The sequence below is a fragment of the Frigoribacterium sp. CFBP 8759 genome (genome assembly GCF_014841655.1).
Lineage (GTDB): Bacteria > Actinomycetota > Actinomycetes > Actinomycetales > Microbacteriaceae > Frigoribacterium.
The window spans coordinates 153,538-168,126 of sequence record NZ_JACYUH010000004.1 but is presented as its reverse complement, the minus strand read 5'-3'; the positions used below and the strand labels follow the sequence as shown (position 1 = coordinate 168,126).

The following is a 14,589-nucleotide window of genomic DNA, read 5'->3' as shown; positions in this document are numbered from 1 at the left end:
CGCACCTGACCCCGTCGTCGCGACGGGGAACGGGGTCCTGGCCACGGCGAGCACCGCGGCGGGAGTGAGCGTCGGCACGTCGATGACCGTGGCGATCAGGGGCGCCGTCTCGGGCGTCGACCATGAGATGCGGGTGGCTCCGAGTGCGAGCAGGGGGATCGAAGCCGATGCGAGGGCCCGGCCGAGATCCGTGCCGTGGTCATGAGATCCGCGGTCGTCGGCGCGGGCCGGCATGTGTCGTCGTCATGCTGCTCATGAAGGCGACATCGGAGGTGTGCGGTAAACGGTCGTTCATCGGGACACCTTCTCGGGCCCATTTCAATCCGCTCGAGTCAAGTAGCGTCTGGCCTGCGGATTCGCGTATGCCTGTCCCGCAAAAATGCCCGGTGACGGGGGTCTGAACGCTACAGTCGTCGGATGCTCATCGGCTACGCCCGCGTATCAAGGTCCGGACAGGATCTCGCAGCACAACGCGACGGTCTGGCAGCGCTCGGTGTTGACGATCAACACGTCCATGTTGACCACGGGCTCTCGGGCACGACTCGAGCCCGGCCCGGCCTCCGCGAAGCACTGGCCGCGTGCCGTGCCGGCGACGTCCTGGTCGTCACCAAGCTCGACCGTCTCGCCCGATCGTTGCGAGACGCGACGGACATCGCGGATGAGCTGACGAAGAGGGGCGTCGCGCTGAATCTAGGGGGAGCGGTCTATGATCCCACCGACCCGGTAGGCCGGCTCCTGTTCAATGTCCTCGGCATGGTCGCAGAGTTCGAAGCCGACCTCATCCGTGCGCGCACGCGGGAGGGCATGGCGATCGCCAAGGCCGCCGGCAAACTCCGCGGCCGCAAGCCCAAGCTCACCCCCTCTCAGGAGAAGCACCTCGTGCAGCTGCACCGCACCGGCGCCCACACGACTAGCGAGATTGCTGAGCTCTTCGGCGTCGCTCGCTCAACGGTCTACCGGGCCGTCCAACGCGGGGAACAAGCGTGACAGGTAACCGGTGCCGAGGCGGTCAGGGAGTCATTGACGAAACAACCTGTAGCTGAGGTCGTGAGGTAGTTTCAGGCTAGATGGAAAGGACGCTCAAGGCCGCATGGCGCAGGCGTTGCGGGCACGGCCGGGGCGACTGGATACACGCACAGCCCAGCAGTCATGGCACCGGGCCGAAGCTACAAACGAGGGAGGGGGCGTACGCATGACTAAGGCGAATCCTGCCCTCTCAAGGCCGTTGAGGCGGGTCGGGTACCCCTCGCGCGCTTTGGCCTTTATCTTTGCGCTGATCATCGTCGCTTCGTGCATCCTGGGCATCCTGGGGGCCGACGGTGAATTGAAAGTGACCCCGCGCGACCTTCTGCCTCCCCTCGGTGTGGCCCTGATCCCTGTGATCGTGGCCCTGCGATCGATGCGTGTCGGGATCGTCGCCCGCGAGGACGGCTTGCTCGTGACCGACTGGTTCTCGACCCGGATTATTCCCTACGCCGTCCTCCGTGAAATTCGAATTGTTCCGTATACGGGCCTCTTGAACTGGTACAACACTGCCTTCATGAGCACAGCCGTCAAGATGATCCAACTTCACAGCCCGTCGTTCGCACTGGGGACGCGAAACCTAGAGGTGTCGCTCGACACCGAGGCCCAGCTGCTGCGCGTCGTCGTCCATCTCCGTCACTTGCTCAGGTCGCAAGACGAGGATGGACGTGTTCTGGCCACGCCGGACGCCAGCGCCGTCGAGCGGGAAGTTCAGGAGCTCGCGGCAGCTCAAGTTCGACGGTCGAGGAGGCACTAGTGAAGCCGGAGTCCGTTATCGACCTGACACGGAACGTCACCGAGACGGCCATGTGCGCGCCGATCGATGGCCCGCACGGCATGTTCAGCTTGCCCACTGACGATTGATGCGGCGGGCTGGCCCGAGGGTGATGCTCAAGCTTGGATCGAGAACTCAGGGGCGATTTGGCGCCCGATGGGGATCGACAACCGGCCGCGCCGATCTAAACGAACCAGCTCGTGGCGTAGAGAACGACTCCGACGGCCAGAGCAAGAGCCCCGACGAACAGCACACGACGTTGCTTGCGTCGTGGCAGTTCCTTTCCTTGGCTGTACTTCACGCCGACGTAAGCGAGCATGCCCAGTGCGACGAATAGGCAGGGGAAGTACGCGAGTCGGAGCCACTCGGAAGTAGTCATCCTGCATCTTCCCGCGAGGTGGTCATTGCACGGTGGTTCCGCGGCAACGTCGCAATAGCCGATCCTTTTTGAGTCCTGAGCAATGGCTACCCTGAGGGAATGACGCATCGGGGCAAGAGGAAGTGGTTCGAGCGAGTTATGGTCGGCTTCGGCATGATCTTGGCCGCATTCTTCTTCGTGATTGCGGACGGCGACAAGCTCTTCATCTTCGTGGGAGTTCTCTCTGCTCTGTCTGCCTTGCTGGGGCTTCTAAGGCTTGTTTTCCGTCGCAAACCCTCGTGATTGGTTGCAGCACGGGACCCGTCCCGATAGGGGATCGACCATAGGGCGTGATGCTCGTGCCGTCATGACGGAGACTAGTGGGATGAAGCTCTTGCCCCAGGACGAACGTAGATGGTTTGTTGCCGCTGTCGTCTTTGTCCTGATCGGGTGCGCTCTCCTGCTTCAGCCATTCGAGACGATCCCTGTTCTAGGCGATGCATCGTTTGCCGGCCGCATCATCGGTGCGATTGGGCTTGGAATCATCCTCCGCACCCTCGTGCTTGTCTTCCGCGCGCGGAGGGACTTGCGCCGTCAACAAGGCCCGAAGCCCTAGACCCCAAGGCTCTACTGAGGACTGCCCGATAGACGATCGACCATCGGGCGGTCCCCGTAGTGGCGTCAGTCGACCGGCACAAGTCCTCGGTCGTCCTCGTGGTTGAAGCCTGTCTCGTACAGGTCGACGTCCACTTCGACGATGTCGATGCGAACTGGTCGAGGAACCGGCGGAAGCCGGGATCGAGGCGGAGGCTCCTGATTGCGCGTCGTGCCTCATTCTCGGAGGTGAAGTAGCCGATCTGTTTGAGGTTGACCAATGGCCACTCGGTGTTCTGCCCTCGGGGGCGGAGGTGTGTCACGGAGTAGACCTTCATTCCTCTCGGCCCTCAGCGTCATAAGAGAAGAAGCCTCCACGCCATGCGACGTCGTCGAGGCCCTACCGGTACACCGTGAGCTTCTCCTGGGAGTCCACCGGCCCGAGGCGGCCGTCGAAGCCGAGCTGGAGCCGGGCCCTCTCGCGGGCCTCGTTCGCTCGTTCTTCTGTCGAGTAGACACCGAACACGCGAGGGAATTCGACCTCTTCATAGCTAGAGACGGTCGCCGTTTAGAGATGTTGCACTGTCCAGACAGACCGGCGTTCCGTGTCCGGTGCGCTGTGGTTGGTCATTCGACCAGGCTAGGACATCGCCGGAGATGCCCGATAGCCGCTCGGTTGACGGTCGGCGGGCAGGTCTTTAGTTCTCGTTTACGACGAGGATGACGAATCCGACGCCGAAGACTAGCCAAGAAGTGACGATCCACGGGAAGACAATGGCTTTGCGTCCCTCGAAGGGTCTTCCGCCCGTCTTGCGGTGCTGAACCTGTTCGTAGATGACAGCCGACCCGAATCCGGCGAAGCCAATTGCAACTAGGACGAAAACCACAGGCGTCATAGCAGAACGCTAATGCCCGATAGGGGATCGGCTATCGCAAGGCTGTTTCACTGGCCCCGACCGCAGGCCGGGAATGTGCGTCGTGGTGCCGCGATGTCCAGCATTAACCTACGTACATGGGGCTAGATGAACTTCGCAGACTTTCGGTGCTCGATGCCGCGTTCACCATTCATATTCGCTATCTGTCTGTGACGATCGAGGAAGTCTTCCCGTCTTTAACTGCCGATCAGGTCGCTCAGGTGTGGAACCGCGTGCACGAGTTCGCGAAGGTGACCTCTAGGTGGGGTGCGGAGACGATGGACCTCTTCTACGAGCGAATTAGTGAAGAGCGTTCTCGTAAGCAGGCGTTTGACGAGTTGGCGAGGCGTCATGACCGCGAATACGAGGAGGCGTGGGTCGACTTCTCGAAAGACAGTCGTTTCGCAGGGGAGTCTCTTGCGCAGAGACTGAATCGATAGATCGAAACCGGTGCCCGTCGACCTGCGTCACGAAGCGTCGTCCGTGCGAGTCTCTTCTCGTTCCGATAGGGGATCGACATCTAGGACGAACCGTGGGGTCCTCAACCGCCGTGACGCAGGCTAAGTCCGTCGAAGCCCTCGGAGCCAAGACGCCACGGCAGCGAGGTCGCCCCAGGCCCAGAGCAAAAGGACTAGGAATGCGATCGACAGCACTGCGAACACCGGTGGAAGGACGTAACCCACCCATTCGGACTGGCCATCGTTGACTGTTTCGTTGGGGCCGAGGTAGGCGGTGGGCTGGGCGTAGGCATAGGCGTGTCCGTCCGGCCCGGTGGAACCTGTCAAGACGACGTCGTCAAGCGTTACGTGCGCGTCAGCGGAAATCCACCGGCCGATGATGACGTCACCGCCACGGCGGCCGGCCAATTCCCGTCTCTCCTCCGTGAACGTGCCCCATATCTTGGGCTCACCTCGATCATGCGCGGCGAATGCGGAGATGACGATGAAGAACGCCGCCAAGGCAATGCAAGAGACATACGCGGCCAGTTGACCCCAGCGCTGTAGTCGGAAGAAGAAGGGTCCACGTGGTCGGGCGGGGCGCAGTGGAGGCACCAGGTCAGCGTGCCATACCGCGATGCACGTACCGGCTTCGAGCATCCGTCAACCCCAGGAGGGACCGTCTGCTTGACGTTGCGTTGCTCCACGGAGCCAGCCCACAAAGCAGTGCCCGATAGGGGATCGCTTATCGGGGCTCGACAAGGCCTGCTTCTAGACAGCGCAGCGACGAACGCAGCATCTTCTGGAGCTGGCCTAGTTCCCGCAAGCTCCACCTGCTCAGCGCGTTCACACGGCTGTCGTCGGTGAGGTAAGGGAACTGTCGTTGGACCAGTTTGTCGTAGACGGCTTGCGCGGCTCCGGATCGCGGCGGGGGGAGGCGCAGTGAGTGACGGACATCGTCGGCCAAGTTGATACAGGTGAGGGCCGCCTCCTCATCAAGCTTGTTCACCTTGCGGTCGAGGTAGTCCTTGACCCCACGCGCGTCGACGATGCTCAGGGCCTCCGGCGGGCCGCTCGGCCAGGACTGCTGCTCCGCATGGCGACGTGCCGCGTCTTCCGTGGGGAAGGTCTGGACAAGCGTGGCTCGGGTTGCGACGGCATCTCGCGTTTCGTCGTCGACATCCTGACCCCACCAGATGAAGCGGGGGCGAGGGTCAAGATCGACCCGGACAGGCCGCCCGTCATCAATGCGCATCTACTTGGTCTACAGGTCTTGCGGCAACGCTGTCTAATGCCGCAGGGAGGTGTTTGCGCATCTTCGTAGATGGAGACGATGCGCCTCGGCTTCCGCAGACTGTCGTTGTCTTGATAGGGGATCCTTCACCGAGCCCGGTTTCAGACTGATCAGTCAGATCCGATGAACCCAAACGGCCAAGGGGAGCGGTCAGTTCTCGCGACAATCGAGCGCTGCATCTATCCGCGAAGCAGCACCAATTTGCTGCTTTTGGGTGCTTTAGCCAAATCGGCTAAAGCACCGAAAAGCTCCAAAGGTCGATGACAGCAGAGCCCTCCTGCTGCGTCCCGCTAGCCGATCGGTCACCGGGGCGCCGTAGTCGGTACTTGCACCGTGGGCGGCAGAGCAACCTCGTTGAGCTAGTTCGATGCAGCCCAAAGGACGCCGCAGCCCAAGGTCACGATGAGCACGACAGCACTCGCGCCAAGCCATGGCCTCGCGGGAGGTGCCCACGTCTGCTTGCCCCATCCATGGTGACGGACAGTCTTCACAATTCCGACCACGCCCAGAAGGAGACCGGCTACTGCGCCTGCAGCGAGGGCAAGAAGAATGGAATCGGTCCTCGACATGCGTTGAGCCTATGCGCCCGTTAGCTTCACGCAGACGATGGTCTGCGAGGCGGCAACGGCGCCGGCTGTTCCTTGCCCCTTTGCGGGCGAGGGGCGATGGCAACCCACTTCTGTGGCCTGCCCATTAGGGGATCCCCTCGTGGGAAGCCCCGGTATCGGACCGGGGCATCCCACCAGCATCGGATGCACGGCGGCGTGAGGTGAGTGGTCAAAGACCGAGTGCTGACAAGAACGCGAGCTTTTTCTCGTTGTACGTGTCGGTCCATTTGCCCGGCATCGCCATGTAGCCGTGGCCCAGAATCGCCGAGCTCGCCGGCGGAACGTCGACGGCGTTCGTCACTCCGAGCTGGTCGAGGCGTTCGTGCAGGTTCTCGGCCTGATCCGGGAACGTGCCGGTGTTCCCGTCCGCGATGAACGTGGCGGGGAAGTCTGCGGTCACGTGGTTGGTGACGGATGCTTCCTGAATCAGGGCCGCGGAGGTGCCCACGTAGCTGCGTGCAGACAGTCCGAAGATGAGGTCCTTCACCGGTTGCGGCGTCTGCGTCTCGCCTGTCTTCTCCAGCTCGAGCGCAGGACTGTCGAGCATGACTGCTCGCAGAGCGTCACCTATGACCGGTTCCACTCCGATACTCGCAGCGTAGGTCGGGTTGGTCTGGATGTTCGCGAACTGGCCGGCGAGCTGGCCGCCGGCGCTTCCTCCTCCGATGACGACGTCGGACATGTTCAGGCCGTACTGCTCGGCATTTTGCTGAAGGAAGGAGACTGCCTGCGAAACTTGTTTCACCTGTGTGGGGTACTTGACGGTCGGGGCAAGGCCGTAATCGAGGCTGACGAAGTTGAACCCACCGTCGAGGACGGGGTCTGTGGTGACGGCAAAACCGCCACCGGGTGCGTTCGGGTCGCCGTCGGACTTCGTCCCACCGATCCAGCCGCCACCGTGGATGTAGATGTAAGTGGGCCGCTTGACCGATGCGTCGTCATCGGCGATGTAGATGTCGAGATAGCTGCTGGGGTACTCATCGCCGTATCGGACGTCGCTCGTGAGCCCATCTCCGTTCGCGGTCACGCTGACAGCTCCCTCGGGTCCTCGGGGTTGGAACGATGGTGTCTGACCGGCGGCGGCTTGGATCGGGATGGCCACCGCCGCGGGTGCCGCGGCAACCAGGAGCACGACAGTGGAGGTCACCGCGGCGATGACGACGAGAAGGCTGTTTACGACGCTCCGCAGGGTGCTGAGAAGGGATCGAGTAGACGCAGTGACACGCTCCTGCCTGAGGGCGCGGCGACGCGTCCTGCTCAGCTTCCAGAAACCGGCGAAGCACGAGAAGGCAACCACCAGTGCAAACCCCAGGGCCACTGCCCACGCGGGGTACCAGGCGGTCACGAGCCACGCGATCTGCGCGGTGGCGCTGATGATCGCCGAGAGGATCGTCACCCAGGCCGCCTTGCTGCCCCCCGGGCGGCGCCAGGCCACACCTGCGGCCAGCAAGCCCACGAGGAGCAAGGCTCCCGCGGGGGGGTAACGGACGAAGAACGGTTCGGCCCAGGCAACGAAGAGCACGTAAAGGCCACTGGTGAGCAGCGCCCAGCGAGTCCAGCGGGGGCGTTCGATTCGGGCGAGGGTCGGGTCGACCATGAGTCCTCCAAAGTTGCGGTTGACTGCAACTATACGCTTTAGTGCAGAAGTACAGAAGAGGTAAGGTCGGCGTATGGCTGCAACTTCGCTGAGGGAGCGCTCGAAGGAGCGCCGGTACCGTGCTGTTCTCCTTGCCGGCATGCGGCTGTTCGCCGAACAGGGCTACGACGCGACGACAGTGGCGCAGATCGCTGAGGAGGCGGAGGTGTCGACCCGGTCTGTGTCGGCGTACTTCCCGACGAAACTCCACATCGCCACGGCGTCCTCGTCCGCGGCGGCCAATCGCTTGATCCTCGCGTTGCGCTCACGTGACGAGGGCGAGTCGATCGTCGATCGTGTCGTTCAGTGGCTCCGCGAAGAACCGACTTTTGTTCCGGAGCAGGAGTGGCGGCTCAGAGCCGCCATGCTTGAGCGGAATCCGGTGCTGCAGGGGTCCGGACCAGAGGATTCCCCTCCCCTCCTCGCCATCGCGGCCGACGCGATTGCGGAAGACCTCGACGTCCCGCCGGATCACCCGGGGGTGCAGATCACCTTGGGCATCGTTGCGGGGATCGTCGTGCGGGTGGAGCTGCTCGTCGGATCACACCGCGAGGACGATGAGACCCTGAAACTGATTCACGATGCCCTCTCAGGTGCTATCGATGCGGTCAGGAGAAGCAGCCGGTCTTCGGACTGATCGCGAGGTCGCGACGCCCTCGAGGCATCGTGCGCTCATGCGCGCAGGAACGCTAGGAACGCATCGAGGTGCGCGGCGACGTCGACCGTGGGGTCATAGAGCCACTGCATCTGGAGCCCGCGCGCCATGGCGGTGAGTTGACGCGCGGTGAGGTCGAGGTCCAGGTCCGCGCGCAGACGACCCTTTTCCTGCTCACGCTCAAGCTCCCGACGAACGTCGGCATTGAACAGATCGATCCGGTGGTGGGTGAAGTCGTGCCCCGGGTGGTCCTTCCGAATTGCCTCCGCCTGCATGGTGGCGTCGAGCTGGATCAATCCCGGAAAAGCCTCGTTCTGTCGCACGAGCTCCGGGAGTGCAGCCAGCAAGCCCCGCTCGGAGAGCGACCGCTCCAGTAGGGGCCGGTCCCGCTCCGCCTGACGGTCGAAGACGGCCTGCAGCAGGTCCTCCTTAGAGGGGAAGTGGTAGCTGAGGGCGGCGTGACTGACCCCGAGCTCCTCTGCGATCTTCCGCAACGACAGGCGCTGGAAGCCGTGCGTCGCGAATATCTCGAACGCACGGTCGATGAACAGGTCTCGCCGCTGCAGTCCGTTCGCGTATCGTCCGCGCCGCTTCGACACGGCCGGCTGTTCCGTTGCCTCCGGCGCCATCTGCTCTCCTTCGATCCGCGAGACCCGCGCCCTGCACCTCATCCTCGCACGAACATTTGCCAAACCGAATAATTGCCGCCCCGAATGCTTGCCATCCTGGACAATTTTGATCTACTGTCAGCCGCAGCCGGGTTCGCCGGTACCCACGACGAGGCCTGGCCTCGATGTCTTCGAAGGAGAAGGTCATGACAGAAGCGATTCCGGCGCCCCCTCGCGCGGTGAACGCCTGGTGGGTGGGGACAGTGGCCGGCATGGCGTCCTTCGTCGATGGCGCGGCCCTGAACGGTGTCGGTTTCGCGTTGGTGATTCTCCAGCAGACGATCGGTCTCACCCCCGGGCAGATCGGGGTGCTCACCAGCGCACTCACCTTCGGGGTGGCGGTCGGCGCTCTGATCGGCGGTCGCCTTGGCGACCGCTTCGGGCGGCGTCGGGTGTTCGTGGTCACGATGATCTTCATCGCCCTCGGCGCATCGGTCCCGATCGTGGCCACCGCGTTCCCGCTGCTGCTGCTGGGTCTGGGTGTCCTCGGTGTAGCGATCGGGGCAGATATCCCCGTCTCCCTCGCGACCATCGCCGAAGCGGCGACAGATCAGAACCGCGGCAAGATCCTCGTGATGTCCAACCTCCTCGCCGGAGTCGGCATCGGCGCCGTCGTCCTCGTCGCCACCCTCACCGGCGGGACCGGGATCTTCGCCGCGCAGGCCATCTTCGGCCTCATCGCCGTCGTCGCGGTCATCGTCCTCGCGCTGCGACTTACGATCCCCGAATCCACCAGCTGGCGAGCTGCTCGCCTGGAACAGACACAGGGCGTGCACACCGTGCGCGCTGACCGCTCGAAGCTGCGGGACCTCATCACGCCCCCGCTGCGCTTCCCGTTCCTCATCCTCGTCGGGTTCTTCACGCTGGTGAGCATCCCGATCACGCTCTTTGGCTCCTACGCGGCCTACATCGGAGCGAACTTCACCGGCACTCCCGTGTCCGAATTCTCCGTGTTCGTGCTGTTCCTCGTGCCGCTCGCGATCATCGTGCAGGTCATCTTCATGCGAGTGGTCGACACCCGTTTCCGCCTCACCTTCTTCATCCTCGGCGGAATCCTCTACGTCGCGGCATACCTCATTCCCGTCATCCTCGGGATGAACCTGGCCACGCTCGTCACCACGGTGCTCGTTTCCGGCATGGGCACCGTTTTTTGCGGAGAGCCCATCTTCCGCGTGTGGGTGAACGAGGCGTTCCCGACCATGCTCCGCTCCACCGGCCAAGGCGTCATCTTCGCCATCGCCCGCCTGGTGCCAGCACTGCTCCTGGTCCCCGTGCCGTTCCTTCTCTCGAGCTCAATCAACGGCTTCCTGATCGCCCTCTCCGTCCTCGCCGCCGCCGGGATCGCCGTCGGCTGGTTCGGGGTGCGCAGCGGACGCCTCATCAACGAGTTCCACCACGAGACCGAGAGCATCGACATCACCGCCGCCACTTCGTCCTCAGCATCATGACCACCCCCACCCAGAAGGCCTCCACGCCACCCATGAGCACTTCCGCCCCCACCATCCACGGACACGTCGAACCCGGATTCCAACGCGTCGCCGACGCGTTCACTCAGAACTTCACCGAACGCGGCGACACCGGGGCTGCCTGCACCGTCTATCTCCACGGCGTCCCCGTCGTCGACCTCCACGGCGGCACCTTCCGCCACGGACCGTGGACGACCAACACCCGCAGCATCCTCTTCTCCGTCAGCAAAGGCGTCACCACCATCTGCCTGCTCATGGCCGTCGAAGCGGGCCATCTCACCCTCGATGAACCGGTCGCCACCTACTGGCCGGAATTCGCCGACCACGGCAAGAGCGCACTGACCGTCCGGCAGCTCCTCGCGCACCGCGCCGGACTCATCGCCCCCGACGAGCCCCTCACAGTGGAGGACCTGCGCGCGTGGCATCCGGTCACCGAAGCCCTCGCCCGGCAGAACCCGCTCTGGGAGCCTGGGACCGCGCACTCGTACCACGCCCTCACCTTCGGCTGGCTCGCCGGTGAAGTCCTCCGTCGTACCACCGGACTACGCCCCGCGGACTGGCTCCACCGGCACATCGCCGGCCCGCTCGGCCTCGGACTCACCTTCGGGACCGACCCCGACACCGACCCGGACTTCGCGCTACAGGAGCAGCCACTCCCTGACACCGCCGCACCACCGTGGAAGAGCCCGAACATCGACATGCTGGCGCGCGTGATGGGGATGAATGGAGCCATCGACGGCCTCAACCTGTTCGGCTCCGCGAACACCCCCGACCTTCTCGGCTTCGAGATTCCCGCTGCGAACATCGTCGGCACCGCCCACGACATCGCCCGCCTCTACGCCGCGACCATCGGCGAGGTCGACGGGATCCGCTTGCTTCAGCCCGCCACCACCCGCGACGCCCGCCTCCCTCAATCGGTCGGCGCGCCGTTCTTCGGCCCCGACTCGGGGCTTCGCTGGGGCACGGGATTCATGCTCGACTCCACCCCCCGAGGCATGGCTGGTCCCGGCAGCTTCGGCCACGACGGAGCCGGTGGTCAGCTCGGCTTCGCGCATGCCGAATCCGGTGTTTCCCTCGGATACGCGACAATCCGCCCCGGCGGCTACCCCGACGACCGCGCCGAGGCTCTCTGCCGCGCGCTGCGCGACAGCCTCTGAATCCCCACTCTTCGAAGGAGAAGAACTCATGCCGCTCGACCCGTTCCTCGTTCCCCTGCTCGAGACCATGCCGACCGTCCCCGCCGAGATCGACGACATCGCCGCATTCCGCTTGCAGGAGAACGCAGGCGCTGCCGCACTCGCCGAGCAGCTGCTCGAACCCGCCCCACCCGTCCGAAGCAAGCGCACCGTGACCCTCCCCGTCCAGGACGGGGAGATCACTCTTAACGTCTTCCACCCGGACAGCGACGGCCCCCACCCCGTCCACCTCTACTTCCACGGCGGCGGCTGGATCGGCGGCACCATCCACTCGATGGTCATCGACATCCTCTGCCAGGAACGCGCCGCCGGAGCGGACTGCATCGTCGTCGCCGTCGAGTACCGCAAAGCCCCCGAACACCCCTTCCCCACCGCTCTCAATGACAGCTACGCCGCGCTGCTCTGGGTCGCCGAGAACATCGAGAACCTCGGTGCCCGCGCCGACCTGATCACCGTCGGCGGAGGATCAGCCGGCGCCAACCTCGCCGCCGCCCTCTGCCTGAAAGCCCGAGACGACGACGGTCCCGCGATCGCCTTCCAACTGCTGGAAGTCCCCTCGCTCGACTTCACTTTCAGCAGCCCCTCCATCCGCCGAAACGCCACCGGCTACGGACTCACCGAACAGACCCTGCACCTGTGCCGACGCCTGTACCTTCCGTCCGAGGCCGACGCGACCAACCCCTACGCATCACCGCTGCTCGCCGAGAACCTCAGCGACCTGCCCCCGGCGCACGTCATGTCTGCGGAATACGACCCCATCGTCGACGACGGCGCACGCTACGCCGAACGCCTCACCCGCGACCAAGTTCCCGCAACGTTCTCCCTACAACTCGGGCACATCCACGGGTCCAGCGCCTTTACAAGAGTCATGGCATCCGCCCGAGCCTGGCGAGAAGAGGGACTACAAGCCCTGCGAGCGGCCCACGCTCGAAAGTCACCAGTGAGCTGAACCGCGCCCGGTAGGCCATGGTCTACCAAGACGCGTTCAGGTGACGTGCTCCCTGTGCCACCAGGTCGACAAGTGGTCAAGGGTCGCCGCGGCTGCCTCGTTCAGACGCTCGCGGGTGTCTCCCCGATGAGCATCCGAGAGGACCGCATCGCCGATGCACGCGGTGGTTTGCTGCACCACCGAGACGAGCGCGGCCGCGTACGCCCGCTCGGACATCGCGTTCGGTCCCGTGCCGGCGAGTTCAGCTGCCACCGCCGTCGTGACGTCGTCGTAGAACTCCAGAGCGCGGCGCCGGAGCGGGGCACTGAGCCGGCACTGCGCGGGGAACTCGCCCTTGGACAATCCCTCGTCGTCCTCGACGTACCGATCGATGTCCTCGAGGACGAGGGAGCGCATCGCATCGGCTGGTGACTGCTGGGGGTCTCGCCGGGAGATCGCACCCCTGATCTTCTCGAGCACTTCGTCTGCGCGGTCGAAGACGAGGTCGGGCTTGGTCGGGAAGTAGTTGTAGACCGTCGGCTCCGAGACGCCCGCGGCGCCCGCGATGTCCGCGATGGACACCTCGTCGTACCCGTGCTGCGCGAAGAGCCGAGCCGCCACATCGCCCAGACGCTCGCGGGTCTCTCGCTTCTTACGTTCTCGGAGCCCTGATCTGGCACCCACGCTCGCTTGCTCCATCCCACGAGTCTGCCACGAAACATAAAGTGACCCAAAGTTTCTGCTACTGTCGGTCTCACCAAGATGTTTGGGTCACTATAAGTTCGGCGGGAGCCGGGAAACGAGGACGATCGATGAACACGCGCACGCAGGAACAGGTGTTGATCTCGGGAGCGAGCTTCGCGGGTCTCGCGACAGCACTGTGGATGCGTCGGCTCGGTCGCGAGGTCACGATCGTCGAGATCGGATCCGGACTGAAGCGCGGCGGCACCCCCGTCGACATTCGCGAGGACACCATCGCGATCGTCGAACGGATGGGCCTGCTCGAGGACATCCAAGCGAAGGCCCTTGCTCCTCGCGTGACCGAGTTCACGACGCCGGAGGGAGAGCTCATCGCGCGGATGGACCCAGAACCGCCCACGGACGACTCGGCCGGCGACGGCTACGAGATCCACCGAGACGATCTGCTCGACATCCTCGCCGCCGCGACGGAGGGGGAGGTCGAGATGCTGTGGGGCAACTCCATCGAGTCGTTGACCGAGCCCGACGAGGACAGTGTCCACGTGGTCTTCCGCGACGGCACAGAGCGGGACTTCTCGATGGTGATCGGGTGCGACGGCAACCACTCGGCGGTGCGGCGACTGCGCTTCGGTCAGGAAGCGCTCCACACCCACTTCCTGCAGACGTACTTCTCCGTCGCCATCCTCGACCACCTCGTCATCGACCGGCAGACGACCCAGATCACCAACGCGCCCGGCGTGACGATGCTGGTGAACTCCTACGACACCACGACCGACCTCGTGCTCGGCTTCCGATCCGAGCAGGAGATCCCTTACGACCACCACGACGTCGACCAGCAGAAGCGCATCCTCCGAGAGCACCTGCTGCAGGCTGGCGCACCGTTCTCAGACCATATCGACGAGGCGGTCAACGTCGACACCTTCTACTTCGACAAGCTCAGTCAGATCAAGATGCCGGCGTGGACGTCCGGACGCGTCGCGCTCGTCGGCGACGCCGGCTACTGCGCATCACCTGCCGCGGGCATGGGTGGATCGCTCGCCATCATCGGCGCCACTGCCCTCCACGACGCTCTCCGAGCTGCTGACGGCGACGTCGAGCAGGCGTTCGTCCATTACGAACGCGCACTCCGGCCGATCGTCGAGGAAATCCAGCACAACGCCGAACACTTCGGCGTCAGCAGCTACTTCCCCGCTACCGACGAACAGATCCGGTCCCGCAACAACATGCTGCTCGGGCACTGACCAACGATCACCCGCTAAGGAGCATTCCGCGTCCGCCAGCGACGCGGCGCCCGATAGCCGATGGGTGTCCGGACTCGTTTGTGAGTACGAGCCCTGG

16 protein-coding genes are annotated in these 14,589 nt (G+C 64.2%); 10 read left to right on the top strand and 6 right to left on the bottom strand.

Going from position 1 to position 14,589, the window contains the following annotated elements:
- The first annotated feature begins 417 nt into the window (after positions 1-417).
- The 4 genes from IFT79_RS14585 to IFT79_RS14570 all read left to right on the top strand — a co-directional run bounded on the left by IFT79_RS14585 (position 418) and on the right by IFT79_RS14570 (position 2,772).
- Positions 418-987, top strand: a complete 570-nt coding sequence (locus tag IFT79_RS14585; RefSeq protein ID WP_192125016.1) for a recombinase family protein — start codon at positions 418-420, stop codon at positions 985-987.
- A gap of 205 nt (positions 988-1,192) precedes the next feature.
- Positions 1,193-1,780, top strand: coding sequence for a hypothetical protein (locus IFT79_RS14580; RefSeq protein ID WP_192125014.1), 588 nt, complete (start codon positions 1,193-1,195; stop codon positions 1,778-1,780).
- Between the two features lie 496 nt (positions 1,781-2,276).
- Positions 2,277-2,459, top strand: a complete 183-nt coding sequence (locus tag IFT79_RS14575) for a hypothetical protein (protein ID WP_192125012.1) — start codon at positions 2,277-2,279, stop codon at positions 2,457-2,459.
- 82 nt (positions 2,460-2,541) lie between these two features.
- Positions 2,542-2,772: a hypothetical protein gene (locus IFT79_RS14570; protein WP_159825019.1), complete on the top strand. Its 231-nt coding sequence runs from the start codon at positions 2,542-2,544 to the stop codon at positions 2,770-2,772.
- 378 nt (positions 2,773-3,150) lie between these two features.
- Here IFT79_RS14570 and IFT79_RS16755 read toward each other — a convergent pair whose 3' ends face one another.
- Positions 3,151-3,276 (bottom strand): hypothetical protein, encoded by a 126-nt coding sequence (locus tag IFT79_RS16755; RefSeq protein ID WP_274604909.1) that lies wholly within the window; start codon positions 3,274-3,276, stop codon positions 3,151-3,153.
- A 486-nt stretch (positions 3,277-3,762) separates the two neighbouring features.
- Between IFT79_RS16755 and IFT79_RS14565 the strand changes: the two genes are divergently transcribed.
- Positions 3,763-4,104 carry a hypothetical protein gene (locus IFT79_RS14565; RefSeq protein WP_192125010.1) on the top strand — a complete coding sequence of 114 codons (342 nt, stop codon included), beginning with the start codon at positions 3,763-3,765 and terminating at the stop codon, positions 4,102-4,104.
- Between the two features lie 120 nt (positions 4,105-4,224).
- On the opposite strand, the gene IFT79_RS14560 is transcribed toward IFT79_RS14565, so the two are convergent.
- The 3 genes from IFT79_RS14560 to IFT79_RS14550 all read right to left on the bottom strand — a co-directional run bounded on the left by IFT79_RS14560 (position 4,225) and on the right by IFT79_RS14550 (position 7,600).
- Entirely contained in the window at positions 4,225-4,623 is a 399-nt protein-coding gene (locus IFT79_RS14560) for a hypothetical protein (protein WP_159825157.1), read from the bottom strand.
- Between the two features lie 223 nt (positions 4,624-4,846).
- Positions 4,847-5,356, bottom strand: a complete 510-nt coding sequence (locus IFT79_RS14555; protein ID WP_192125008.1) for a hypothetical protein — start codon at positions 5,354-5,356, stop codon at positions 4,847-4,849.
- An 816-nt stretch (positions 5,357-6,172) separates the two neighbouring features.
- Positions 6,173-7,600, bottom strand: coding sequence for an alpha/beta hydrolase (locus tag IFT79_RS14550; protein ID WP_192125007.1), 1,428 nt, complete (start codon positions 7,598-7,600; stop codon positions 6,173-6,175).
- A 73-nt stretch (positions 7,601-7,673) separates the two neighbouring features.
- On the opposite strand from IFT79_RS14550, the gene IFT79_RS16060 reads away from it, so the two are divergent.
- Positions 7,674-8,276: a TetR/AcrR family transcriptional regulator gene (locus IFT79_RS16060; protein WP_199859771.1), complete on the top strand. Its 603-nt coding sequence runs from the start codon at positions 7,674-7,676 to the stop codon at positions 8,274-8,276.
- Between the two features lie 35 nt (positions 8,277-8,311).
- On the opposite strand, the gene IFT79_RS14540 is transcribed toward IFT79_RS16060, so the two are convergent.
- A complete protein-coding gene (locus IFT79_RS14540; protein WP_192125005.1) occupies positions 8,312-8,923 on the bottom strand; it encodes a TetR/AcrR family transcriptional regulator in 612 nt (203 codons plus the stop codon).
- A 185-nt stretch (positions 8,924-9,108) separates the two neighbouring features.
- Here IFT79_RS14540 and IFT79_RS14535 point away from each other — a divergent pair, with 185 nt between their 5' ends.
- The 3 genes from IFT79_RS14535 to IFT79_RS14525 are packed head-to-tail and all read left to right on the top strand — an operon-like array spanning position 9,109 to position 12,573.
- Positions 9,109-10,410, top strand: a complete 1,302-nt coding sequence (locus tag IFT79_RS14535; RefSeq protein ID WP_167627359.1) for an MFS transporter — start codon at positions 9,109-9,111, stop codon at positions 10,408-10,410.
- Positions 10,407-11,585: a serine hydrolase domain-containing protein gene (locus IFT79_RS14530; protein WP_192125003.1), complete on the top strand. Its 1,179-nt coding sequence runs from the start codon at positions 10,407-10,409 to the stop codon at positions 11,583-11,585. The genes IFT79_RS14535 and IFT79_RS14530 overlap by 4 nt, the downstream gene beginning before the upstream one ends.
- 28 nt (positions 11,586-11,613) lie before the next feature.
- The gene (locus IFT79_RS14525) at positions 11,614-12,573 is read left to right on the top strand and encodes an alpha/beta hydrolase (protein WP_192125001.1); all 960 of its coding nucleotides are present in this window, start codon (positions 11,614-11,616) and stop codon (positions 12,571-12,573) included.
- A 36-nt stretch (positions 12,574-12,609) separates the two neighbouring features.
- Here the strand turns inward: IFT79_RS14525 and IFT79_RS14520 are convergent, their stop codons facing one another.
- The gene (locus tag IFT79_RS14520; RefSeq protein WP_342211856.1) at positions 12,610-13,236 is read right to left on the bottom strand and encodes a TetR/AcrR family transcriptional regulator; all 627 of its coding nucleotides are present in this window, start codon (positions 13,234-13,236) and stop codon (positions 12,610-12,612) included.
- A 128-nt stretch (positions 13,237-13,364) separates the two neighbouring features.
- Here IFT79_RS14520 and IFT79_RS14515 point away from each other — a divergent pair, with 128 nt between their 5' ends.
- Positions 13,365-14,492: an FAD-dependent monooxygenase gene (locus tag IFT79_RS14515; RefSeq protein WP_192124998.1), complete on the top strand. Its 1,128-nt coding sequence runs from the start codon at positions 13,365-13,367 to the stop codon at positions 14,490-14,492.
- The last annotated feature ends 97 nt before the right edge of the window (positions 14,493-14,589 follow it).

Bases quoted from the DNA above. Each gene is read 5' to 3' on its own strand.
- IFT79_RS14580 (WP_192125014.1), top strand. From the start codon at position 1,193: ATGACTAAGGCGAATCCTGCCCTCTCAAGGCCGTTGAGGCGGGTCGGG.
- IFT79_RS14555 (WP_192125008.1), bottom strand. From the start codon at position 5,356: ATGCGCATTGATGACGGGCGGCCTGTCCGGGTCGATCTTGACCCTCGC.
- IFT79_RS14540 (WP_192125005.1), bottom strand. From the start codon at position 8,923: ATGGCGCCGGAGGCAACGGAACAGCCGGCCGTGTCGAAGCGGCGCGGA.
- IFT79_RS14535 (WP_167627359.1), top strand. From the start codon at position 9,109: ATGACAGAAGCGATTCCGGCGCCCCCTCGCGCGGTGAACGCCTGGTGG.
- IFT79_RS14570 (WP_159825019.1), top strand. From the start codon at position 2,542: ATGAAGCTCTTGCCCCAGGACGAACGTAGATGGTTTGTTGCCGCTGTC.
- IFT79_RS14515 (WP_192124998.1), top strand. From the start codon at position 13,365: ATGAACACGCGCACGCAGGAACAGGTGTTGATCTCGGGAGCGAGCTTC.
- IFT79_RS14530 (WP_192125003.1), top strand. From the start codon at position 10,407: ATGACCACCCCCACCCAGAAGGCCTCCACGCCACCCATGAGCACTTCC.
- IFT79_RS14550 (WP_192125007.1), bottom strand. From the start codon at position 7,600: ATGGTCGACCCGACCCTCGCCCGAATCGAACGCCCCCGCTGGACTCGC.
- IFT79_RS14575 (WP_192125012.1), top strand. From the start codon at position 2,277: ATGACGCATCGGGGCAAGAGGAAGTGGTTCGAGCGAGTTATGGTCGGC.
- IFT79_RS14565 (WP_192125010.1), top strand. From the start codon at position 3,763: ATGGGGCTAGATGAACTTCGCAGACTTTCGGTGCTCGATGCCGCGTTC.
- IFT79_RS16060 (WP_199859771.1), top strand. From the start codon at position 7,674: ATGGCTGCAACTTCGCTGAGGGAGCGCTCGAAGGAGCGCCGGTACCGT.
- IFT79_RS14525 (WP_192125001.1), top strand. From the start codon at position 11,614: ATGCCGCTCGACCCGTTCCTCGTTCCCCTGCTCGAGACCATGCCGACC.
- IFT79_RS14585 (WP_192125016.1), top strand. From the start codon at position 418: ATGCTCATCGGCTACGCCCGCGTATCAAGGTCCGGACAGGATCTCGCA.